The organism is Clostridium sp. TJA038 (assembly GCF_058310255.1).
The window spans coordinates 661826-687127 of sequence record NZ_JBZEFA010000001.1 but is presented as its reverse complement, the minus strand read 5'-3'; the positions used below and the strand labels follow the sequence as shown (position 1 = coordinate 687127).

22 protein-coding genes are annotated in these 25302 nt (G+C 25.5%); 2 read left to right on the top strand and 20 right to left on the bottom strand.

Annotation, left to right across the window (positions count from 1 at the left end):
- Positions 1-240: 240 nt before the first annotated feature.
- From bioD to AC4FQV_RS03255, 5 genes are all read right to left on the bottom strand, one after another.
- Positions 241-942, bottom strand: a complete 702-nt coding sequence (gene bioD, locus AC4FQV_RS03275; RefSeq protein WP_491164405.1) for a dethiobiotin synthase — start codon at positions 940-942, stop codon at positions 241-243.
- Positions 943-944: 2 nt separating this feature from the next.
- Positions 945-1904, bottom strand: a complete 960-nt coding sequence (bioB, locus tag AC4FQV_RS03270; RefSeq protein WP_491164403.1) for a biotin synthase BioB — start codon at positions 1902-1904, stop codon at positions 945-947.
- An 18-nt stretch (positions 1905-1922) separates the two neighbouring features.
- Positions 1923-2477 (bottom strand): biotin transporter BioY, encoded by a 555-nt coding sequence (locus AC4FQV_RS03265; RefSeq protein WP_491164400.1) that lies wholly within the window; start codon positions 2475-2477, stop codon positions 1923-1925.
- A 174-nt stretch (positions 2478-2651) separates the two neighbouring features.
- The gene (locus tag AC4FQV_RS03260) at positions 2652-3770 is read right to left on the bottom strand and encodes a DUF1002 domain-containing protein (protein ID WP_491164399.1); all 1119 of its coding nucleotides are present in this window, start codon (positions 3768-3770) and stop codon (positions 2652-2654) included.
- A gap of 262 nt (positions 3771-4032) precedes the next feature.
- Positions 4033-7437, bottom strand: coding sequence for an AAA family ATPase (locus AC4FQV_RS03255; RefSeq protein ID WP_491164397.1), 3405 nt, complete (start codon positions 7435-7437; stop codon positions 4033-4035).
- Positions 7438-7797: 360 nt separating this feature from the next.
- Between AC4FQV_RS03255 and AC4FQV_RS03250 the strand changes: the two genes are divergently transcribed.
- Positions 7798-8892, top strand: coding sequence for a ribose-phosphate pyrophosphokinase (locus AC4FQV_RS03250; RefSeq protein ID WP_491138893.1), 1095 nt, complete (start codon positions 7798-7800; stop codon positions 8890-8892).
- 64 nt (positions 8893-8956) lie between these two features.
- On the opposite strand, the gene AC4FQV_RS03245 is transcribed toward AC4FQV_RS03250, so the two are convergent.
- The 3 genes from AC4FQV_RS03245 to pulA all read right to left on the bottom strand — a co-directional run bounded on the left by AC4FQV_RS03245 (position 8957) and on the right by pulA (position 13271).
- Positions 8957-10024, bottom strand: a complete 1068-nt coding sequence (locus AC4FQV_RS03245; RefSeq protein WP_491164395.1) for a PRK06851 family protein — start codon at positions 10022-10024, stop codon at positions 8957-8959.
- A gap of 165 nt (positions 10025-10189) precedes the next feature.
- A complete protein-coding gene (locus AC4FQV_RS03240) occupies positions 10190-11164 on the bottom strand; it encodes a polysaccharide deacetylase family protein (protein ID WP_491138896.1) in 975 nt (324 codons plus the stop codon).
- A gap of 142 nt (positions 11165-11306) precedes the next feature.
- Positions 11307-13271 (bottom strand): type I pullulanase, encoded by a 1965-nt coding sequence (gene pulA, locus AC4FQV_RS03235; RefSeq protein ID WP_491164393.1) that lies wholly within the window; start codon positions 13269-13271, stop codon positions 11307-11309.
- Positions 13272-13442: 171 nt separating this feature from the next.
- Between pulA and lepB the strand changes: the two genes are divergently transcribed.
- Positions 13443-13985 (top strand): signal peptidase I, encoded by a 543-nt coding sequence (gene lepB, locus AC4FQV_RS03230; protein ID WP_491164391.1) that lies wholly within the window; start codon positions 13443-13445, stop codon positions 13983-13985.
- Between the two features lie 21 nt (positions 13986-14006).
- Here lepB and AC4FQV_RS03225 read toward each other — a convergent pair whose 3' ends face one another.
- The 12 genes from AC4FQV_RS03225 to dinB form a co-directional block, all read right to left on the bottom strand.
- Positions 14007-14831 (bottom strand): outer membrane protein assembly factor BamD, encoded by an 825-nt coding sequence (locus AC4FQV_RS03225; RefSeq protein ID WP_491164389.1) that lies wholly within the window; start codon positions 14829-14831, stop codon positions 14007-14009.
- Positions 14832-14878: 47 nt separating this feature from the next.
- Complete coding sequence (locus tag AC4FQV_RS03220; protein WP_491164386.1) at positions 14879-15148, bottom strand: ATP cone domain-containing protein; 270 nt, start codon at positions 15146-15148, stop codon at positions 14879-14881.
- 131 nt (positions 15149-15279) lie between these two features.
- On the bottom strand, positions 15280-17295 hold the full coding sequence (locus AC4FQV_RS03215) for an LTA synthase family protein (protein ID WP_491164383.1): 2016 nt from the start codon (positions 17293-17295) through the stop codon (positions 15280-15282).
- A 163-nt stretch (positions 17296-17458) separates the two neighbouring features.
- Positions 17459-18412 (bottom strand): aromatic acid exporter family protein, encoded by a 954-nt coding sequence (locus AC4FQV_RS03210; RefSeq protein ID WP_491164381.1) that lies wholly within the window; start codon positions 18410-18412, stop codon positions 17459-17461.
- A 116-nt stretch (positions 18413-18528) separates the two neighbouring features.
- Positions 18529-20223 carry a bifunctional diguanylate cyclase/phosphohydrolase gene (locus AC4FQV_RS03205; protein ID WP_491164379.1) on the bottom strand — a complete coding sequence of 565 codons (1695 nt, stop codon included), beginning with the start codon at positions 20221-20223 and terminating at the stop codon, positions 18529-18531.
- A gap of 66 nt (positions 20224-20289) precedes the next feature.
- Positions 20290-20424 (bottom strand): cyclic lactone autoinducer peptide, encoded by a 135-nt coding sequence (locus AC4FQV_RS03200; RefSeq protein WP_491138910.1) that lies wholly within the window; start codon positions 20422-20424, stop codon positions 20290-20292.
- Positions 20425-20429: 5 nt separating this feature from the next.
- Positions 20430-21086 carry an accessory gene regulator ArgB-like protein gene (locus tag AC4FQV_RS03195; RefSeq protein ID WP_491138911.1) on the bottom strand — a complete coding sequence of 219 codons (657 nt, stop codon included), beginning with the start codon at positions 21084-21086 and terminating at the stop codon, positions 20430-20432.
- A 1-nt stretch (position 21087) separates the two neighbouring features.
- Entirely contained in the window at positions 21088-21549 is a 462-nt protein-coding gene (locus AC4FQV_RS03190) for a hypothetical protein (RefSeq protein ID WP_491164377.1), read from the bottom strand.
- Between the two features lie 23 nt (positions 21550-21572).
- On the bottom strand, positions 21573-22133 hold the full coding sequence (locus tag AC4FQV_RS03185) for a DUF5317 family protein (protein ID WP_491164375.1): 561 nt from the start codon (positions 22131-22133) through the stop codon (positions 21573-21575).
- 155 nt (positions 22134-22288) lie between these two features.
- Positions 22289-22843, bottom strand: coding sequence for a TVP38/TMEM64 family protein (locus tag AC4FQV_RS03180; protein WP_491164984.1), 555 nt, complete (start codon positions 22841-22843; stop codon positions 22289-22291).
- A gap of 166 nt (positions 22844-23009) precedes the next feature.
- Positions 23010-24005, bottom strand: a complete 996-nt coding sequence (locus AC4FQV_RS03175; protein ID WP_491138916.1) for a calcium/sodium antiporter — start codon at positions 24003-24005, stop codon at positions 23010-23012.
- Positions 24006-24127: 122 nt separating this feature from the next.
- Complete coding sequence (gene dinB, locus AC4FQV_RS03170) at positions 24128-25204, bottom strand: DNA polymerase IV (protein WP_491164371.1); 1077 nt, start codon at positions 25202-25204, stop codon at positions 24128-24130.
- Positions 25205-25302 lie beyond the last annotated feature (98 nt).

Sequence of the window (25302 nt, the reverse complement as noted above, 5' to 3'; positions counted from 1 at the left end):
ATACCTTATTTTTTTAAATAAGTTAAATTCATATTTTTTATAATATATATAATAAAATAATTATATTACTATCATTAATTTTAAAAATTCATTCCAATAATATTATTTTTTTAAAAATATATATATTTTTTAAACATTTTAAAATTTATATTAATAAATTTCAGTTTTTGCAAAAAAATATTAAAAAAGAAAATAAGATATTAAGCCTATCTTATTTTTTTTAATATATTACCTGCTTTTTTACTCATAAATTAAATTTTTGAAAATAAATTTCTTTAAATTTTTAAAACTATAACTCTCAATATTTTCTATGCTTTCTACTGTAAATATGTTGTTTATTCCTGTTAATTTTTTTATGGTTTTCTTATTATCCCTATGTATAATATTATTCTCATTAAAATTATTAAGTATTATACAAGACACCTTCAAGTTTAAGCTTTTTAAATAATTTATTGTAAGAAAACTTTGATTTATAGCACCTAATCCACTATTAGAAACTAAAATAATTGGAAGTTTAAATTCCTTTACTATATCTTCTAGCATTATTCTATTTTTTTCAGATAAACTTATTGGACATACTACTCCTCCACTACCTTCACAGAGAATAAAATCATACTTACTTTTTAAAATTTCATAATCTTCTTTTATCTTTTCCATATTAATAGAAACCCCTTCAAGTTTACTAGCTAAATGAGGTGAATATGGATTTTCTAACACATAAGAAACCATTTTTTCATAAGATTCTTTAATATTTGAAAGTTTAATAACTTCTATGCAATCTAAAGGAAGAAGCTTTTCCTTTTCTTTTTTAGCTCCACTTAAAACAGCTTTATAATAAACTGCCTTTATCCCTTCCTCTATTAAAACTTTTAAGAGCAACCCACTTATAAAAGTCTTTCCTACATTAGTATCTGTTCCTAATATATAAACACCTTTTTTCATAATTAAAGAACCCTCATATTAGAATCTTCTATTAATTTTTTATCATCTTTTATTTTATTTCCACAGGTAGTTAATAAATTTCCTGTTATAGTAGCATTAGCTCCTGCTTTAAAAGCATTTTCTCCAAAATTTTCAAGAAAATTCCTTCCTCCTGCTAATCTTATTCTAGCTTTAGGATTTATAAATCTAAAAATAGCAATAGTTCTTAAAATTTCTTCTTCTCTTAAGGGTTCTACATACTGAAGCTTTGTTCCCTTAATAGGATTTAAAATATTTATTGGAATTGATTTTATTTCAAGTTCGCGAAGAGTAAGGGCTAAATTAATTCTATCTTCTATACTTTCACCAAGACCTATTATTCCACCAGAACAAACCTCTAAGCCAACTTCTTTAGCATTTTTTATAGTCTTTATTCTTTCTTCATATGTATGACTTTTACATATATTCTCAAAATACTCTTTAGAAGTCTCTAAATTATGATGATATCTTTTAACTTTAGCTTCCTTTAATCTTTTTAAGGCTCCTCTATTTATTATTCCATGAGATGCACAAAGCTTTATATTAACATCATTATTTAACCTTAAATAATAATCTAAAACTTTTTCAAAATCTTTTCCATAAAGCCCTCTTCCAGAAGTAACTATAGAAAATCTATAAACTCCTTCATTACAGTTTTCCTTAGCTATACTTTTTATTTTTTCATAGGATAAAAGAGGATAAACTTCTATTTTGCTATTGTTATTATTAGATTGAGCACAAAAAGCACAATCTTCATTACAACTTCCACTTTTACCATTTATTATAGAACACAACTCAACAGTATCTCCACATAATTCTTTTCTAATATTATTAGCCTCTTTAAGCAGTAAATCTAAATCACTATAAAAAAGTTTTATTGCCTCCTCCTTAGTTAATTTTATATTATTTATAGCTTTATTCTTCATTTTTAAAATAAAACTCATAAAATCCTCTCCCAATCTTTAAATATATCCTAAAGCCTTAAGTCTTACATATAAATTAGAGCCAACTAAAGCAACTATAAATGTTAATAACAAATCGCTAGGTAAAAATGAAATTGCACCAATGCTTATAGCTGACATAACACTCATAGTACTTCCTAAATAAAAATTATATATTAAATACATATAAGATACTCCAAATAAATAAACTACTAAAAGCCCTAAAACTCCTGCAAAAAATAGATTCTTAGTATTTACAACCTTTAATTTTTCTCTTATCCTTCCTATAACATAAGCTGCAAATATGAAACCAATTAAATATCCAAAGGTAGGTTTAAGTATATAAGAAGGTCCACCTCCCTGCGTAAAAATAGGGATTCCTAAAAGCCCAACTAAAACATATACTATTTGTGCTAGTGCTCCTCTTTTAGCTCCAAGTAATATTGCACCTAAGGCACAGAAAAAATATTGCAAAGTAAATGGTACTATAGGAATTGGTATTTTTATAAAAGCTCCTATAGCTGTAAGTGCTGCAAAAATAGGTATAAGAGTTAAATCTCTTGTTTTAATACGCATAAATTAGTTCTTCTCCTTTTATAAATATTAAGTAAATATTTTTTAAATTTACAAATATTATAATATAGTATGAAACCTTTATTGTCAACCAATTAATTATTTAAGGTTTACAATAAGGATATTAAAAGAACCTATATGAAAATTTTTAATCACATAGGCTCTTAAGATAATTCTTTAATTGTTATTATTATTGTTATTATTATTGTTATTATTGTTAGTATTAGTAGTATTTTCAGAGTTATCCTCAGGTTTATCTTGTATATTTTCTTGATTTTCTAAATCATCTTGATTTTTACCAGTCTTTATAATTATATTTCCATTTTCATCATAAGTTATTCCATCTTTAACCTTCTCACTAGCTGAACTAAACATATTTACTATAAAGTCTTTTATATCTCCTAAAATATTTTTTATACCATTTAAAGCCTTTTCTATAAGACCACTTTCTTCTAAATGTCTACCTGTTTCTTCTAAAACCTTATTTAACTTTTCATTCATGTCCTTTAAAGACTCTTTCATAGAAGCGTAATTATAATCTAAATCATTTATTTTTGACATAAATTTTATTGTCTGCTCCTGTTGTCCTTGAGTTAATATTATATTGTAATTATTAGTAACATTATTTACTATTTTCCCTATTTCCTCATCGTTTTTAGGTTTATCTTTTATTACATCTGTCTTAATATCATTTACAACTACAGCGGCCTCATCTTTTCCTAAGGTTTCTCCATCTTTAGTTTTAGCATCACTTAAATTGTTAGTTAATGATATTTCTTCTCTTGCAGCTTCCTTTTTTGGCAAAGCTAATTCCTCTCCAGAGGCATCTTCAAAACCCTTTAAGATTCCTGCTAAAGCTGCTGTTCCTGTAACTTTAAAAGGTGCATCAGCCTTTACATCAGCATTATTTACGCCTGAAGTAAGAAGTGCATTTGCAAGCATACTCCCTGTTACTTCTGTTAAGTTATTTGTAATTACATTTATTCCACCTTTATCCTTAACAACTACATAAGAACTAGAGATTGATTGACTACTTTTAGGTATTGGTTTGCTAGTATCTAAACCTAACTGTTCTCTTATATCTTGATTTGTTACATTTATTATTTTAACTTCATTTTCTTTTACTCCAAAAGCTTTTAACATCTCTGCTCTTTCTGCCTCTGTTAAATTAGCTCCTAAAGTAACTACTGCTTCGCTTTTTTGCTCCTTTGCAAAAATTTCAGTGCTAAAGCCAATAGTTAATGTACTAATCAAAGCACCGCATATAAATTTTATAAATCTTTTTCTTTTAGCCATATAAATTTATTGAAAATAGATTAAAATCTCTTTTCAAACTCCTCCCTATTTTTAATTTTATTTTAATTTTTTAAATTAAATTTTATTAAATTTAACTCTATGTTTTAAAATTATATCACTTTATAAAATATTAAAAATTAAAATTTAATTACTTTAATATTTCATAAAAACTCTAATAAACAAAACCTAGTATAACTTTATATTATACTAGGTTTTATTTATCTATATTACTTTATATTTATCTTTTATACTTAAAATAGTCCTAATTCTGTGTTATGTTCTTCTTTAAAAACAACTCTACCCCTTTTTGTATATCCTCTACTGTAATTTTATTTATTGTACTTGAATCAAAACCTTCATCACAAAGTCTAACACTTTGCCCCCTTATTAAATTATCTAAAAACTGCTTTATCATAAGTCCATTTTTAAGAGCTAATTCTCCAAATTTCTTTTGCATATCCCCAATAGAGTTTTCTAAAGTTTTTTTAACTTCCTCTTCTAAAGTAAAGCCCTTTTTAACTAAAGTACTTAAAGCAATATCATATAATTCTTTTTCATTATAATTGCCAAAGTCAATCCAAAGAGGAAATCTATAATTTAACCCCTCATTACTTAAAATAAGCTCCTTCATTTTTCCTCTTATTCCACCTAAGACAATTATTATTCTATTACTATTGCTATCTATAAATTTTATAAGGTCTGATACAATCTCATTATATCTTTCTTCTCCATAGAAAGTATTCCACTTATCTATATAAAGCACTTTCCCAGTATGCCTATTTAATATATCTTCTACTTTCATACCTGAGTTAATCATAGCCATAAATTCATACTTATCTATTTGAACTATATTTTTAGCCTTAATTATTCCCATGCTATATAACATTTCTGAATATATATTTAAAACAGTCTTTTTCCCTGTTCCACTCTCACCTGTAAATACCATATTCATATACTTATTTAAATCAACTTTAAAACCAAGCTTCTTTCTTTTTTCTCTTATTTTCATTAGTTTATATTGTCCTCTTAGAAAATCCTTAAGTTCCTCATTACCTATTAAATCATTTAATCTCTTTTCTAAGTCAAAGTGATTATCATATTTTATTGCATTCATAGCTTTTATATCTTTTGTATTTATAAGATTCATTTCATAAACACTTATATCACTTTCTGCAATTCTAATACTTTGATTTCTTATAAGTTGTTCTACATAATTTCTTACCATTCTTCCATTTCCAGATTGAGCATCTGAATTTTCATATATATCAACAAAATTTTTCTTAAGCTCTGAATAGGCATTTTTAGAAAGCTTAAAACCTTTAGATTCTATTAATTTTATTGCCATCTCTAAAAGTTCATTAGGATTATAGTCTTCAAATTTAGTCCAAAGAGGAAATCTTGACCTTAAACCTATATTAACATCAAAAAAGTTTTCCATTTCCTCCTCATATCCTGCTAAGATAACTATTACCTCTCCTGCATAATCCTCTATTAATTTTAAAAGTGTTTCTATAGCTTCCCTTCCTATAGAATCATTAGCTAAAGTATAAGCTTCATCTATAAATAAAACACCACCTATAGCTTCTTTAAATTTTTCCTCTGTTTTCTTTGAAGTTTCTCCTTGAATCTCTGAGACAAAACTTGACCTATCAGTTTCAATTAACTGTCCAATTTTTAAAAGACCCATACTATTTAACATTTCAGCTACTAATCTAGCTATACTAGTTTTTCCTGTTCCAGGATTCCCTGCAAAAACCATATTTAAATTTTGTTCTATCTTTGTGTTTACTCCAACAGATTTTCTTTTTTCTTGAGCTATAATAAGTTTATACTGACTTCTTAAAAAGTCCTTAACTTCATCAAGGCCTATTATTTCTTTTAATTTTTCTTCTAAATTAAATTTTGCACTTACCTTAAAGTTAAAATTATCTTTCTCTAAAAGGTCAATAGCTCTTTCCTTATTTACTAAATACTTTTTAGAGGCATCCATTATAGCATTTTCTACAATATTTCTAACAAATCTTGCATTCCCTAAATCACTTTTGCCTACCATTTGATTTTTAGAAAATAATTCAATAAGCCCTGCCTTTGCATTTTTTGCAATTCTATATCCCTTAGATTTTGCAATGTTAACTGCTATTTCATACATTTCTGAAGGGGTATAATCTTCAAATTTTATTACATTTGGAAATCTTGATTTTAAGCCTTGATTAAAACTTAAAAACTTTTCCATATCCTTTTCATATCCTGCTAAAATAACTGTTATATTATCTCTATTATCTTCTATTCCCTTTAAAAGTGCATCTACTATTTCATGTCCTGTTTTATCATTTTCATCCTTACATAAAGAATATGCCTCATCTATAAATAAAACTCCTCCTAAGGCAGATTCTATTATTTCATTTGTTCTTCTTGCAGTATCATTAATTCCATCCCCTATAAAATCTGCTTTACTAACCTCTTTAAATATATTTTCTTTTATCATTCCTAAAGCATATAAATATTCAAAGGTTATTCTTGCTGCATTTGTTTTTCCTGTTCCAGCATTTCCTGCAAATATCATATTCAAAGAGATTTTAGTTGTTTTTAATCCAAGTTTCTCTCTTATTTTTTGCACCTTAAAGTTATTTTCTATCTTATCTATAAACTCTTTAAGTTCCCTCATTCCAATTATTGACTCTAACTTATATCTAACTTCCTCTAAAGTTGGATTTGTATAATTTCCTAAGTTATAAATCTTATCATTAGATTTACAATAAATACTATCATCCTCTACATATATAAGTAATCTACTGTTTGCCTCAATAGACTCTTTTCTAATTACATTTATTATAGGCTTACATATTTTATAAGATATGTATTCTTCTAAGCTTAAACTTCCCTTCTCCCTAAAATTATCTTCTATATAATTACAAAGTCCTGCTCTCTCATCAATTTCTTGATTTTCATCAAGACCTATTATTATATCTATATCAAATTGTTCCTTTACCTTATCTATTTCTTTTAATAGTTTCTTCTTTATTACCTTATTTTTATCCTTTTCACTTAAAGTCCTTCTATATAAAGTTTTATCCTTATTTATTAAAAACTTATTACTTATGTATTGAACATCCTCATCTTTATCCTTATTATAAAGAAAAATAAAAAACTTATTATTACAGATAATTTTATTTACAACATTTTTATTAACCTCTTTATCAAAATTTTTAGCTTCAACCAAAAATTTATTTTTTATAACATAATTATCCTTTAACATTAAACAAGAATTAGGTTTTATTTCTGAAAGAACCTTTAAAATTTCTTCACTTGCCTTATCTGTGTTTTTAAATACTACACCTTGAGAATCATTATTTAACTTTTCATATAAATCTGTTAAAAAGGCATTATAGCCTAAATTAAATTTATATGCTGCTAAATCTATTTCATCAATTTTATTATTTTTAATAAGTTTATAAAAATTAAGTTCATTAAAAAAATACTTTAACACACTATTTTTAAATATATCTCTTTCTTCTATTATAAGTAAAATACCTTTACTATCTTCCTCTATTTTTTCTTTAAAATAATCACATAACTCATTATTAAAGGTTTTTTGACCAATAAATTCTTCATTTAGTTTTTTTTCTATTTTAGAAAATTCCTTTTCTACAAAATCTTTATCTCTCATAACTTACGCTTCAAAACTTATTTATGAAGCTTCCTCCTTTTATATTTTTATATATTTATTCTAATTTTATCTTAAGGCTTAAATATTAACAACTATTTAACTTTAATTATTAATACATAATAACTTTTAAAAGTAATTACTTATGATTTAATTTTTAAATGAATTTAACTTAATATTCATATTTCTAAAAAATTTAAATAGTCTGATAAAGAAATTTTAATATTTTTTATAAAATTTAGTACAAATTTATGATAAATTGCTATTTTTAAAAGTAAAATATTCGTATATAATATAAATGAATATATCTTAGTATTTACAATTATAAATATTTTAAATAATCATCAAAAAGGAGATAGAGGAATGAATGAACAAAATCATGGATTAGGTATTATAGCACTAGAAAGTTGCACAGAACTTGGTAGCGCTATAGACAAGCTTATACAGGAGAAAAGAAATTGTGAAGAATCTTTCTTAATTAAAACTGACGAAATAAGATTCTCAAATGGTGAAGGTAAAGTTAAAATTCCAGAGTCTGTAAGAGGAAGAGATATATACATTCTTTGTGATATAGGTAACTATAGTTGTACATATAAAATGTTTGGCTTTGAAAACCATAAAGGACCTGATGAGCATTTCCAAGACATAAAAAGAACAGTTTCTGCAATAAGAGGAAAGGCTAGAAGAATTACAGTAATAATGCCTCTTTTATACGAATCAAGACAACATAGACGTAAAGGAAGAGAATCTTTAGACTGTGCTTTAGCACTTCAAGAGCTTGAAAGATTAGGTGTTGATGAAATTTTAACCTTTGATGTTCACGACCCTAATGTTCAAAATGCTATTCCACTAATGTCCTTTGAAAACTTCTACCCAACTTATGATATAGTTAAAGCTTTAATTAATAATGAAAAAGATTTAGAACTTGATAAAGAAAAACTACTTGTAATAAGCCCTGATACTGGTGCTATGGATAGAGCTATATACTACTCAAGCGTTTTAGGAGTTGATGTTGGTTTATTTTATAAAAGAAGAGACCATTCTCGTATAGTTAATGGTAAAAATCCTATAGTAAAACATGAATACATGGGAAGAGAAGTATCAGGAAAAGATGTATTAATAGTTGATGACATGATAGCTTCTGGTGAATCTGTACTTGATATTGCTAAAGAACTTAAAGGAAGAAATGCTAGAAATGTCTACATAGCAACTACTTTTGCATTCTTTACTGAAGGATTAGAAAAATTTAATAAATTCTTTGAAGAAGGAATAATAAAAAGTGTTTATTCAACTAATTTAACTTATATCCCTGAAGAATTAAAACCTGCACCTTGGTTTAAAGCAGTTGATTTATCTGATTTTATTGCTAAAATTATAAACAGATTAAATTACGATAAATCTGTAGCTTCATACATGGATGCAACTCATATAATTCAAAGATTATTAGAGGAAAAATAATAAAATTATAAAGCATAAAATGATAAAAAGATGCTCTCTTATTTTAAGAAGAGCATCTTTTTATTTATTTAAATAAACTATCTAAATATTTTAAAGCCTCCTTAGAATTAAAATATTTGTAATAGATATTATCTATTTTCTTTTTAACTTCTTCTCCTTTTTTCAAAAATTCAGTTCCAAGAGATATTTGCTTTTTATATTCAAAAGAAACTTTATTTATTTCCTCTTTATGAATTTCATCTACATCTCCATCAATGTATATATCATAAACATCTATTACATAATCCTCTTCAGAATTTGGAAAATATTCATGAGGTGCTGTACTATCAAAAATTGCAAAGTTTAATTCTCTACAAATAACCATATCCTTGCTATCTGGGTCAAACCCACAATTATAAATCTCTATATCATATCCTAAATTACAAAAAGCCTTAGCTATTTTTTTTAATAAAGTGGATTTTCCAGTTCCAGCCCTTCCCTTTAAAAAATATCTTTTTAATCCATAAGTTATACTAGGTACTTTATCTTTAGCTCCATAAGGAGTAGCACCACCTAAATATCTTTCAGTTACATCTCCTTTTCCTTCTTTTTTTATAGCATTTTTAGACAATAATAAAATAATATCATCTGCTAGTTTATTTGCCTTTTCTATATTTAAATAAGGAAAATAAATACTCTCCCAAACATCATGAATATTTAAAGCTATTTCAAATTCTCTATTAGCTTTTTCCATATAACCTTTAAATTTATCATTTAAATTTTCTAAATATCCTCTATTTTCTTCTATTTTATCTTTTAATAAAAATCTATCTAAATCTATTATATTAACTTCATGAAAATCCTTATCTAAATTGAAAAAAGAGTGCATAGGACTTCCATTAAAGACAGCTATATCTTTATCTCTTAAGATAACTCCCTCTATTTCATTAAGATCTATAGTACTTAAAATAACCTCAATTTTTGAAAAAGATTTATTTTTTTCAATAAACTCTTTTAAAAAATTATTTTTAAAGATATTGCTTCCTCCATTTAACAGATAAATATTTTCTACTTTCTTTAATATAGAATTATAAAGAGGCCTAAAGCCCTTTGATGTATTTCCGCATCCATAATAATAAATTATATTTTCCATTTCTTCTCCTTAACAAAATCCATTTCTTAAATTATTATATTTTTTACTTTTAAAATAAGTTACAATAAATAAGAGAGCTAAATTCATAAAATTAGCTCTCTTATTTATATTAAACAAAAATTTATTAAAACCTTTTATTATAATAAATAATATGTTTTCTTTATTTTAACCATTATTTTGTTCTTTAGAAGCATTATCTCCACTTTGAGAATTACTACTATCTACAGGGGTATTTTTTATTACCTTAAAGGCATAACCATGGTCTTTATAGAATTTAATTATAGCTGGTAAAGCTTGTACAGTTTCTTTTTTCGCAGCTGCATCATGCATTAATAAAATAACATGATTTAAGGTATCTATATTCTTAGCTGAATTTTGAACATACTCATCTATAGTATAATGTCTACCTGTTGCGTCTCCTGTTTCAGCATCCCAATCTATACTGACTATATTATTTTTTGCAAGTGCTTCATCTAAAGCCTTTAAGTTAGGGTCTTTATAATATCTTCTAGACATATATCCACCAGGCATTCTAATAACTCTAGCATTAAAATTATCTCCTAAAACACTTCTCATTATTTCATTAGTTTCATTTAATTCACTCATAAACTTATTTACATCAACGGAATTTCCAGGATATATAACTTTGTAATCATGAGAAAAACTATGACTTGCTATAGCATTCCCTTCTTCTATTTCTTGCTTTAAAAGCTCTTGATTTTCTTTATTATCCTTTAAAGCAGAACCTATATCAAAGAAAGTAGCATGTACACCTTCTTCTTTTAAAATCTTTAAAATTTCTCTTGTATTTTCACTTGGGCCATCATCAAAGGTTAAAAATATCTCTTTATTATCATCTGAAGCTTTTCCTTGAAGCATTTTTTCAACTTCATCGGCACTAACTGCATAAGAATCTGCACCATAAATTATATTTCCATTTGGCATTATATCTGTTTCCTTTGGCTCCTCTTTCTTTGTTTCCTCCTTAGCTAAAGCTACAGTATCTTTATTGTCCTTGTTAAAGAATATTGATTTTATTCCAAAACCTAAAACAATTAAAACAACAAGCCCTATTAAAAGAACTGCAACTCTTCTTTTAAAATACTTACTCTGTCTTCCTTTTTTTACTCTGTTACTCACAAAATTCATCTCCATGTCTATATAATTTCTTAATCTCTCTTATCTATAATAAAGCTTAAAAAAAGTTTTTTTGTTACAAATTCTTTAAATTAAACTTATATTAACAAATTAAGATTTAAAAGTTATTTTTAATTAAGAAACTTTAATTATTAAGCTTTTTAAGAATCCATGCAGACTTTTCTGATAAATTTAAAACATTTTCTTCCTTACAAATAATATTAGTACCTGCAAAAAATTTATTTACTAAAACTCCCCAAACTCCCTTAGGTAATTTTACTTCTCTTTTCTCTCCACTATTAAAAATTACTATAAATTCATCTATAGTATCTTTTAGACTATAGGCAACTATTCCTTTTTTATTTTCACAAATTTCTTCTTCTATAAATAATATTTTCCCCCTTATTTCTTCACTACTATTTAATCTAAATAAGGAATATTTTTTTCTTAAACTTATTAAGCCCTTATAATATTTAAATAAATCAATATTAGTTACTTTATCATTCCAATTAATTTTATTTACAAAATCATTAGAATTATAACTATTTTCTATAATTTCTCCCTTTTCATTAAATTTACTCCTTAAAAACTCCTCTCCACAATGTATAAAAGGAATTCCTTGAGAAGTTAAATAAATAGCTGCACTTAATTTATTCATAGCTAAAATTTCTTCTCTTGTTGCATTTTCACAAACAATTTTAAGCTTGTCATATAAGGTATTATTATCATGAGATGAACAATAATTTACTGTTTGATAAGGTTCCTTAGCCCAAGGAGCTTTTGAATAATTTACCTTATTATAATCTATATCCTTATGATAAATAGATGCAACTATACCAAACTTAATACTTTCCTCAAAATTCTCTCCATAGTTTACAAATCCACCTTCCTTTAAATTTGATACATGACCCTTTATTCCATCTCTCATATCATCACTAAAAGCACCTATTTGCATTTTATCAAAATCTTTTATATTACATTTAAAAGAAGCTTTATCTTTAGGAAGAGGTGATTCTCCTCCATTCCATCCTTCTCCGTATATTAATATTGAAGGGTCTATTTTATTTAACTCTTTTCTTATTTCTTTTAAGGTTTCAATATCATGTAAAGCCATTAAATCAAATCTAAAACCATCTATATGATATTCTTTAGCCCAGTACATTATAGAATCTATAATGTACTTTCTTACCATAAGTCTTTCTGAAGCTAATTCATTTCCACAACCAGAACCATTAGTAAAATTTCCAAATTCATCTTGCCTATAATAATATTTAGGATAGGATAGATTTAAATTAGAATTTTCTAAAGAGTAAGTATGATTATAAACAACATCCATAACAACTCTTATTCCTGCTTTATGAAGCTTAAATACCATTTCCTTAAATTCCTTAATTCTAACTTCTCCTTTATATGGATTTCTAGAATATGACCCTTCAGGCACATTGTAATTTAAAGGGTCATATCCCCAATTATACTGCTCTTTATCTAAATTTTCCTCATCAATAGTTGCAAAATCAAAAGCTGGTAATAAATGAACATGTGTTATACCTAATTCTTTTAAATGATCTAAAGTAGTTTTAACCTCTGTCTTAGGAATCCTTGTACCCTTCTCTACAACCCCTAAAAATTTTCCTCTATTTTTTAAGGAAACCCCTGAACTTTCATCTATTGAAAAATCTCTTATATGCATTTCATATAAAATTGAGCTTAAATAATCTTTAAGATAAGGTTTTTTATCCTCTTTCCACCCTTTAGGATTAGTTTTATCTAAGTCAATAACCATTCCTCTATACCCATTAACTCCTAAAGCCTTAGCATATGGGTCAACAAATTCTCTACAAAAGCCTTCTACTATAATACGATATTTATAATAAACACCATTTAAATCTCCCATCTTTTCAACTTCCCAAAGTCCTTTATCTTTTTTATGAAGTTTTAAAGTTTCTATTAAGGTATCTGTATTTCCATCCTTATAAAGTAAAAGCTCTAAACTTAAAGCTTCAGGAGACCAAACTCTAAATATTGTTTTCTCCTTGCTATATATAACCCCAAGTTCTCCCTCATAATAAAATTTTTCATTAAACTCTTTAGAATTAAAATTTTTACTCATAAAATCTCTCCCTTAAATTTCGGTAACGATACCAAAATCATATATAAATATAACTTAGATTAATTATATTAAAGGAATTACAAAAATTCAACTTAAAGTAAATTATAGTTCTTATTTCTATTAAAATAAAATATTCTATACTATATTAATTTTAATAAAGGATTCTTATCTATGAAATTTTTAAATAACAAATTAAAAATATCAAATAAAATTCTCAATCTCTTAATTGGCTTTTTCATTATGCTATCCTTAATTTTAATATTTTTCTTAAATAACATTAACATAGCAATTGTTATTGGTTCCTCTATGGAAAACACCATTCATGATGGTGATATATTAATTGTAAATAAAAAATCCTATAATTCTCAAAGTCCTAAAAGACAGGACATAGTAAATATCTATTCTCCTTTAAAATATGATAGCTATTTAGTAAAAAGAATTGTAGGTATGCCTGGAGACCTTATAGAAATTAAGGACTCTTCTATCTATATAAATAATAAAAAACTTTTTGAACCCTATATAAAAGAAAAAATGACCAACGCTTATCCTCTTAAACTTAAAATACCAGAAGATAAATTTTTTATTATGGGTGATAATAGAAATGTTAGTTTAGATTCAAGAGACCTTGGCTTAATAAAGGGTTCTCACATAGAAGGAAAGGTTTTATTTAAATACTGCATAAAGGAACATAAGTTTAAATTAAAAATAACCTAGAGAAAACTCTCTAGGTTATTTTTAATTTAATTCTTTTTTTATACCATCTTTTACTTCTACTACCTTCCAGTTCTCTTTATCTACTAAGTATTGACATATGAAGGCAGGTTCTGGTTTTCCCTGTGGTTGATAATATTTATTTATTATAAAACCAACTTTTCCATCACCAAGGTCATAAACTTCATCAGATTTTAATTTTAAAAATTGGTCCTTTTTAACAACCCCTAAATTCTCTACAGTATTTAAGGCTTTACTACTTAAGTTTTCTTCTTGCTTTTCTTTAGGCTTTTCTTCATTTTTTTTATTTTCTTCTAAATCTATTTTTTCATCTAAACTCTTTAATTTAGAATTACCACTTTCTAGTAAATCTTTAACGTTATTTCCTAAATAAGAAATATTTTTTATGGATTTAGTTAAAATATCTCTAGCTTCTGAAAACTTACCTTCATTTTCTAAATCATTAACCTTTTCCATATCTGAATAAAAATCATCAATAGCCTTTTTATCCTTATTTATTTCATCTTTTAAATTTTTAACTTCTCCACTTATTAAAGCTTCGTTTTTATTTTCTTCAACCTTTTTTAAACTATCTAAAGCAACATCTAATTTAAAATCCTTATAGGCTTTAGTTGCTACTACATAATCGTAAGTTAAATTATAAAGACTTGTAGCCTCTTCCTTATCCTTTGAGTCTTCTTCGCTAGCAGTTTTAAAAATTGCTGTAGCCTCCTCATAATTTCCTTCCTTTATAGCTTCTTTTCCTTGATCTATTAAAGTATTATTTCCACAGCCTACAAAACCTAAAGTAAATATTAAACATGATGCTACAACTATTTTTTTAATCATAATATTCTTCTCTCCCATTTCCCCTTAATAAATTAACTAAAAAAATTTTATTTTTTATATGTAATATAAGCTTTTAAAACTTCACTAAATTTTTCATTTTTTAATGCTTCAATTAAAATTCCTATTACTTCATAACTTGAAGTTTCTTTATTTTCTCCTCTTAAAAAAAGTAAAGTATTTTCTACATCCTTAGCAATTATATCTATATCTGATTTATTTAAAGTTAAGTCTATATCATTAGCAGCATTACATAAACTAATTGATAGTTTTTCTAATTTAAATTCCTCAATTCTTCCATCTTTTTTTATTATATTCATAATATCCACCTCTTACAATTATAGTATAATTTAGTAATTCTTAAATTAAGTATATCATTTACATTTTATTCTTAAAAGATAAAATATAAAAAAATAAAAAGGCTATTTCAAAAATAGCCTTCCCATTTTATTTATTTTATAGTTATAGAATTACTACTACTTAAAATTTTATCATACTTTCCAATTTGACCAACAGATATTTCCTTCATGTTAGATGGTATATCCTTTGTTGATAAAGTATTTTCATCAATAAACTCAGTTTCCTTTATTTTACCATTTATAAGAATCTTGCTTTTATAGTTAAAGTTTTTGCCTCTAACCTCTAAAGTATCACCATCTATATAATAATTATCTAAAGTTACTTTCTCTAAGCCCATATCCATATTAGTCTTTTTATACTTTTCTTTATTATCACTTAAAATATACTTATCTCCAAATAACATATCGTATTGAAGAAGTTCAAACTTTTCATTATAGTCTTCACTATTTTTAAAAGAATTATGGAAATTTGGCATTACTCCAGATACCATATTAAGCTTGTCTAATATATAAGTAGTAAACTCCTCAGCTTCCATATTTACATTTTCCTTTTCAAGTCCTATGTTATCCCAGATGAAAAAGTCTGATAAATATTTATCTCCTTCTTTTAAAACACTTTCATCATCATTTATAACCTTTAAAGATGGAAGGTGGTCTCCAAACATTGCAATAACTGTAGGCTCACCTGATTCTTCAACGTAATCTATAAGCTCCTTTATATATTCATCTACACCTTGTAACTTTTTAATGTAAAATTGTAGCTCATTTCTTTCTTCATTATCTAAATCTCCATCTACTGTATATTCTTCAAAATCTGAAGAAGAATATCCTCCATGACTTTCAACTGTTACATTATAAATAAATTGTGGCTTATCGCTACTAGATAAAATACTTTCTATAGGTTTTATATTTAATACATCCTCTGGAAATTCACCTTCTTCATTAGTTGGCTTGTCCATATATTCCATAGAAATATATCTATCAAAACCTAAGTTAGGGTAAACTGTATCTCTATTATAGAAGTTACCCTCATAGTTATGAATAACACTTGTATCATATCCATAATCATGAAGTATATAAGCTAAACTTTCAACTGGTTGTTTCTTTAAAATATTATTATTAGGTATTTCTCCAACTGGTAAATAATCTGTACTAAGTCCTGTTAAAACCTCAAATTCACTTCTAACTGTTCCTCCACCATAAGTTGGAACCTTTAAAAATCCATGAGTTGATTCAGAAGCCACCTCTCTAAAGGTAGGAATTGGATCTTCCTCAAAGGTTAATCCATTTATCCTTTCTAAATCCATAAAAGATTCTAACTGAACAATTATTATATTTGGAAGTCTTGCTGGCTTAGCAGTTACCATTTGTTCACTATTACTTGCTAATTTTTTTTCTTCAGATATATTATTTTTTATATCATCAATAGCATCTTTATTGTAATTTTCAGGTTCTTCAACCTTAAATCCCGCTGCAGTATCTAAAAATGAATATATAAATCCATTTTTAGCATAAGAAGTTGGTATATCCCACCTTAAAACATCTATATGATTTTTTGCTACTACAAAAAATGAACTAACTAATAAAACGCTCAATGGAAAAACTATAAATCCATAAGGATTTAAAATCTTATTTCTGCTCTTATATCTTTCTGTAAACCATAAAACCCCTAATATAACAATTATAACAAAAAACCCTATAATCACATATTTTAAAAGACTTAAATTTAAATAGTTACCTGCAATGGCTAAACCCTCTTTAAAAGAAAACATATCTGCCCATATAAGTGGGGTACCTCTAAAACTTACCATTAAACCACTTACTGCATAAAAACCTAATAACACTATGCTTATTATTGCATATACTAGTCTAGTTTTCTTAAAGAAGAAAGCTATTGAAGTAAACATTAAAAATATTAAATAGTTAAAAATAAATATGTTGGTTTCCCCTATTAAAAATTTTTTACCATTTTCAATAGAACCTCTGTGAAAAGACTCCCCTAAAAAAACTAAAATAAAAGATAGAGAAATCCATAAAAAGATATTAATCCCTAAATTAATTAAAGTTTTTTTGTTAATAAAGATCTCTTTAAAGTACTTCTTGTTCATTTTATGCCTCCCTTAAAATGAGTGTAAGAACCAAAATCTAACCATTAACAATTAAATTTATAAATCTATATTGATTATTCTAACTTATTTAAGTATTTTATGCTATTTTAATTTTGTTAATATTCGTTTAAAGAATATCTAAGCTTTTTTTAAAAATTAATATTTACTTGCTAATATAACATTTATTTTTTGTTTTTATAAATAGTTCTAAATCATTAAGAAACTGAAAAAGCATTGCTCTATTTTCAAATTCTTCCCTAGTAACTGGTAATTCTTGTTTACTAAGTTCTCTTTTTAATCTTTCTAATCTGTTTAGTAAAATATTTATATTAACCTCTTTTCCTATAACTGAAGCTAATTCCTCTGTAAAGTTTGCAACTAATTCTGTCTGTTCTACAGTTTTAGAAATTCTTGAAAAATGCTCTCTCATATACTTTAAAATTTGAAGTTGAACTTCTCTCATATCTATATAATGTATATAATATTTAAAATCTGAAAATAAATAATTATTATAATTATCATTTGCTCTTTTTTTAGCAATATTTATTCTCTCCTCAAGTTCATCAAAGAGCTTTTGTTCCTTTATAGAAACACTATGAGTTCTTAATGAATAGGCCATATCCATAAATATTTCCTTTATTTTCTCTGAAATATAATCTATATCTTCTTTTATTTTTTCTTCATTTTTTGGCATATAACTATTTAAAACTAAAGCAACTAAAACTCCAACTAGCATAAGTCCTAATTCATTTGTAATCCAATAAAGATTAACCAACTTTTCAATTAAAAGATGAGTAACTAAAACAGAACTTACAACAATTCCATCTGTAATTTTTAATTTAACTGTAAGTGGTATAAATATCAAAAGATATAATCCAAAAACAATTGGATTAAAACCTAAAGTTAAAAACAAAATAGAGGATACTATTAAAGCTACAATAAAAGATTCTATTCTTTTCATAGCTATTTTAAAAGATTCTCTTTTTGTACTTTGTACACTCAATATTGTTATTATTCCAGCTGAAACCCAGTAGCTAAGGCCAATTTCCTTTGCAATTAACATAGCTATAACAGTTCCTATAGCTGTTTTTAAAGTTCTAATTCCTATAAATTTCATTCTAAACTCCATATATTAATAATTAATTTTGCTTATATGCTTATAATATAATCAAATAATAAAATAATCAAATTTATTTATTTTTATAAAAAAGAGATGTAATAAATTACATCTCTTTAAAAGTCTTGAATATCTTTTATGTTATCTCTTATTAATTCTATGAAAATATCAACAATTTCTTCATCAAACTGACTACCACTACACCTTTTTAATTCTTTTAATCCTTCTTCATAAGACTTTCTCTTATTATAAGGTCTATTAGAGGTCATAGCATCAAAACTATCAATAACTGTTAAAACTCTTGCTAAGTAAGGTATTTCCTCTCCTTTTATTCCCATAGGATATCCTAAACCATCATATCTTTCATGATGATATAAAATAAGAGGTACAACTTCCTTTAAAGAATTTACAGACTTTATTATTTCAACCCCATCTTTAGGATGTTCTTTTAATATCTCCCATTCTTCTAAAGTTAACTTCATCTTTTTTATTAATATATCATTAGATATATTAATTTTCCCTATATCATGCATATATGCTCCATAAATTAAATTTTTTTTATCTCTCTCAGACAAATTTAATTTTTCAGCCATAAGCCTACTATAAATAACAACTCTCTCTACATGACTATAGGTGTATTTATCCTTTGCATTTATTATACTTATTAAGGTTTTTATAGATGTTACAAGGGTATTTTCTTCCTCATTTAAATCTCTTTTTAACTCATCTAAAACAGATACATAGGTTTCAACTCTGTTCTTATGAAAAAACTTAGCTCTATATAAAGCATCATCTGCACATTTTACTAAATCTAATTCATCCTTTGCTTTATCTGGAAAAACTCCAATTCCAACAGATACAGTAAAATTTTCATTGGGCTGATTTTCTTGTCCCTTAAAATAAGTTTTTTCAACCCTTTCTCTTATTTCTTCTGCTATAAGTGTAGCTTCTTCCTCTGAAGTCTTTGGAAGAAGCATTGCAAACTCTTCTCCTCCATATCTAGCTACTAAATCAGACTCTCTACATTTTTCCTTAAGTATTTTCCCTATAATCTTTAAAGCTTCATCTCCTTGTTGATGTCCATATAAATCATTATAATGCTTAAAATAATCTATATCTAAAAATATTAAGGAAAGCTTTTCCTCATTTAAAAGACTATAATTCATATATTCTCTTAACTTATCATAAAAATATCTATGATTAAAAACCTTTGTTAAACCGTCCTCATTAACTAAAGTTTGTAATTCTTCTATATGGTCTTTCTCTGTTTTTACATAAAATCCTAAAGTCCAAGCAGTTAAAACAAAAACTCCTGCTAAAATCAAGTCATTTTGAAAAAATATATTTACATCACTACTTTTATCAAAAATTAAGTCTATAGTTAAAATAATAGCTGAAGATACTATAGCTACAGTACACCCTCTATGCATTCCACCCTGTATAGTTGAGGTTATTATTATAAATAAAAACAAAAATTTATTATTACTTGTATTTCCTCCAGAAACTAATATTGCAAAGAAAAAAATAATAATAAATAAAAAAGTTTCAACAAATTGAATTTTTTTAATGTGGTTTTTATACTTTTTCAAATTAGCCAAGCTCCACAATATATATATTATAGATAGTAAAACAATAGAAATTAAGGCAGCTGGAACTATCCCATAATATATAGGCATTTTTCCATAGAAACTTATTATATTAAAAATATATTGAAGAAAAGCTATGGCAGAAAATAATAAAGCAGATACTTTTACTATTGATAATATTTCATCAACTTTTTTCTTCTTATTCTGACTTACATATTTAATCATACTATCCTCACTAAAATCACGAAATAAGGTCGGCTTAAAACCGACCTTATTTACAAAAATTATTTTTTATTCATCTCTTAAAGATTTTGGTTCCTTTGGTTGGTGTGTAAACCAAATGCAAGCTGAAGTAGCTGCTACTGTTGCAATAACTGTTGTTACTGCTGCAAAGGCTGTTAATAAATTTTTGTTTAATTTTTTCATTTAACTCATCCCCTTAGGCTTAATATTTTATTTATAAAAGAATCTATAGATTTTAAAAATATATCACCTATGTAAGTTAAAGTCATGCACTGCCAAGCCACACCTAAAATTATACTAAGCATTAAAAACTTAACATCATAAAAATTAAAATAATAATATAAAATTGCACTTAATAATTCAATAAATAAATATATATTTAAAATCTTTAAAGATCCTTTTTTCATACGTTTTCTTTTTTTCTCAGTTTTTATAGGTTTATTTTCTGTATCTACAGGAGCCACCTTATAAATTATGTAATACGCTAAAATAAAAACAATAAATCCTATTATTAAAACAATTTCAAAGGGCATATCTTTAAATAATCTTCCTTTTATTAAAAGTCCCATAGCTAAAGAAACTACTATACCTAAAAAAGTACAAATATTTGAAGACTCTGAATGGGCACCGCCTGAATACTTTCTAAGTATGCTTGCTGTAAATAAAAATACTAAAGCTTCTAGAGAAACCTTTAATAATATTCCAAATAAAAAAACTGAAATTATTGATACTAAAGTTTGAATTAAAGCATATGTTCCATACTGAATAATTTCTTCTTTTTCTAAGTTATAATTTAATTCTAAGGAAACTTTTTTAGCTATTAATTTTGATATATTCTCAATCATCTTATCTCAACTTTCCTTTTTTTAATGCTACTATATAATAAGAAAAAACTATAAATGCAAATATTATTGTAGAAGGTATTCCAAAAATCACCTTATCTACTGAATTTTTAAATACTTCTCCTAAATTTTTATTTAAGACAAACTTAACAATTGCAATATTTAATCCCTCACAAAGAAATAGTATCATTAAAATTAAAATTGAACTTCTTATACTAGCTATTAAATCTATCTTATTTATATTAAATATTAAAAATATTAAAACAAATACATTTAATATAGTATGAACTCCGTAACTTATTGGTAAAAACCTAACTAAATAAACTACTAAAGAAATTATTAAACTAGATAATACATACGAATTTTTATCTATCTTTTTATTTGCAAAACAATATGCTGCTAAAACCATTAAAAAAGCCTCTGGTATCCCTCTTATAAATAACTCTAATAAAGTTACCTTTAACATTTGTTCCTCCAATTGCATAGCCTTTAAGCTAAGCTATTATTAAATTTAACCTCATCATTTGTTTTCTTAACAGTAACATATATTATAATTACCACAAATACCCTTATGAATATGTCTCCTATACTTAAAATGCTATAACCTATATCTATAAAATCACTTAGATATTTTAACTTAACATTACTATCTCCTAAAATATGAATATCTTGTATTTTAGAAAAGGTATCTCCTTTAAGATATCCTGTAAAATAAGTTAAAGATGGAAAAGCAGGCATCTTTCCTCCATTTGCTTTAATAACAGTATTATTTAAAAAGGTTCCTAAAAATATAAATAAGGCACCTATAAAAGCACTTATATACTCTTTATACCAGAAGATAGGTATTAAAAATAAATACATATAAATACATTTAAAATATGGTGCTAACTTTACAACACCATAGTTTCCCATAAATATATTTATTTGAAATATTATATATAAAACTTCAAAAATTAATATAGGATAGATTGTCCAACTTTTAAAAAATTCCTTTAAGCTATAACCCTTTAATTTTGCTATTATTAAGCCTATAATAACCGCTTCTATCATATGTTACTCCTTAAATTAAGCTTAAAGCTTTAACAGTTTATTAATACTTTATTCATTTAAATTAAATCATATAATTCATATTAAATCAATAATAAAAAACCATTATTTACAAAAAAAAATCATTTTTTTCGCTTTTATTTATTAAATTTACCTATTTAACTTTTTTTCTTTTTTAAATTCTTAATAGTTAAATAAAAGAAAATAATACTTATTACTCCTATAACTAAAGTGAAATTCTTTTTAGAAGCAACTATTACTCCATAGCTTGCTAAAGCTTCTAGTAATATAGAAGGTATTTTCCCTAAAAACGTAGCTATTATAAAGGTAAAACTATTTACATTACTCATTGAAGCTGCAAAGGTAACAACTCCAGAAGGAATAAAAGGAATTAATCTTCCTTCTAAAATTAAAAGACCTATATGTTGATTTTCACTATCTATTATTCTATCTACTAATTCATACTTTCCCTTAATGCTTCCTAAAAATTTTTTAAAGCCCTTTCTATAAACTTTAAAACTTATAAATCCTCCTATAACTTCTCCTAATAATGAAATTAAAAATCCATTTACAGGACCAAAGAATATAATATTAGCTCCTGTTACAAAAACAGAAGGAACTACTCCTAAAAGAGCTATAATTATACTTATAAATAAACTTATAAAAATAGCTATTTCTTCATACTGATTAAATATATTTATTAAATTATCTATATTTTTCTCCTCCTTTAATTTTTATTAATTTAAGTATATATTTTTAAATGTTAAAATTCCAATCTCTTTTATCACTTAGTTAAAATAAACCATCTAATAAATTTATATTCTAAAAATTTTAATATTAAACTAAAAATAGCTGTCTTTTTAAAAAGACAGCTATTTTTTAATTTCTCATTATTACGTATATCATATATCCTATATAAAGAATTACAAGAAAAGCTCCTTCATACCTTGTTAGTACCTTTTCTTTTTTCTTATTTAAGAATATTAACGCTCCTATTATTAAAGTTACAATTATAAGGAATATTAAATCTATAGATAAACTTCCTGCAATTTTTATAGGACTTATTAAGGAAGATAAGCCTAAGATTAAAAGTATATTAAAAGTGTTAGAACCTAAAATATTTCCAAGGGCAATGTCATTTTCTCCTTTCTTTGCTGCAACTAAAGAAGTTACAAGTTCAGGAAGAGATGTGCCTACTGCAACAATAGTAAGTCCTACTAACTTTTCACTTAATCCTAAACCTAAAGCTATACTAGATGCTGAATCAACTACTATTTTTCCTCCAAGTATAATGCCTATTACTCCAATTACTGATAAGATTATATTTTTAAGAGTACTTTTAGGTGCTTTTTCCTCTTCCTTTTCAAAATTTTCAACCTCTGTTGTTAAAGCAACCTCTTCCTCTTTTTTATTATTTTTCTTAACAGTATATATTAAATAACATACATATACTATACACATTAAAAATAGTATTCCACCTTCTAATCTAGATAAAGAGTTTTTAGTCCCTATAAAAGAAGTAAAGGCAAATACATATAAAATAAGTGTAGCTACTAAATTTACTAAGAAATCTTTTTTAATAGTTTCTTTTTTTATTACTAATGGTGCAACCATAGCTGTACATCCTAAAGCTGCTAATAAATTAAATAAATTAGACCCTAAAACATTTCCCATAGTAATATCATTACTGCCACTTAAAGATGCAGATATACTAACTGCAAGCTCTGGTGCACTAGTACCTAAAGATACAATTGTTAATCCAATTATAACAGAGGGAACACCTAACTTTTTAGCTATTCCTGAAGCCCCATCTACAAAAAGATCTGCACCTTTAATAAGTAAAATAAAACCTATTATTAAAAGTATGTAGTTCATTAATTCCTCTCCATTTCCTAGAAATTTTAATATATCTTTTATAAATCATAAATATTATTATACTATTTATTTAAAGAATTTCTATAATATCGAAATTTGTTTTCATCTAGTTAATACTTTGTCTAAACATCAAAACTTAACTGTTCTTCTTCTTTTAAAATATCCTCTTCTAAATAAGATATTGTTATGCCAAGTAACCTAATTTTTCTTGAACTAAAATCTACAAAATTTAAAAGTTCCTTTGCATACTTTAAAATTTCCTTCTTTTCTTTAAAAAATTTTTCTAAAGTTATACTTCTAGTTATTGTTTTAAAATCATTGAATTTTACCTTTAAAGTTAATGTTTTTCCTTTTTTATTTGTAAAGTAAAGGGCTTTTTCTATCTCTAAGGATACTGCTTCTAAAACCTCTAAAATTTCTTCTTCATTTTCTATATCCTCCCTTAAGGTAACTTCTTTTCCTATAGACTTTCTAATTCTATTAGGATTAACTTCTCTATTATCTATTCCCCTAGCAAAATCATATAAAAGTTTTCCTCTCTCACTAAAGATTTCTATAAGTTCTTCCTTTGAAAACCTTAATAAATCTTCTCCTTTAAAAACACCCATATTATTTAATTTATTTTTCGTAACCTTTCCAACCCCAAAGAACTTCCCAATAGGCAAAGCTTTTAAAAACTCCTTAGAATTTTCTTTAGTTATTACAGTTATTCCCTTTGGCTTTTTATAGTCTGAAGCTACCTTTGCTAAAAATTTATTGTAAGATACTCCTGCTGAAGCTGTAAGATTTAACTCCTTATAAATTCTCTCCTTAATTTCTAAGGCAATTAAAGTTGCTGAACCCTTAAGTTTTTTACTTTCTGTAACATCTATATAAGCTTCATCTAAAGATAAAGGCTCTATAATATCTGAATAATCCTTTAATATGTTCATAACCTCTTTTGAAACCTTTTTATAAAACTCTATTCTAGGTTTTATGAAAACTGCCTTAGGACAAAGCTTATAGGCTGTTAAAGAAGGCATAGCTGAATGAATACCATATTTTCTAGCTTCATATGAACAAGTGGCAACTACACCTCTTCTATTTGGATCTCCTCCAACTATAAGTGGAACTCCTTTATATTTAGGATTTTCTCTCTGTTCAATAGATGCATAAAAGGCATCCATATCTATATGAATTATCTTTCTTTCCCTTTTCATAAAGCCTCCAAAAAAACATATATTTATATGTAATTTTACAACAGGACTTTTTTTATTCCAAGAAAAAAGATAGGTTAAAATAATAACTAAAACCTATC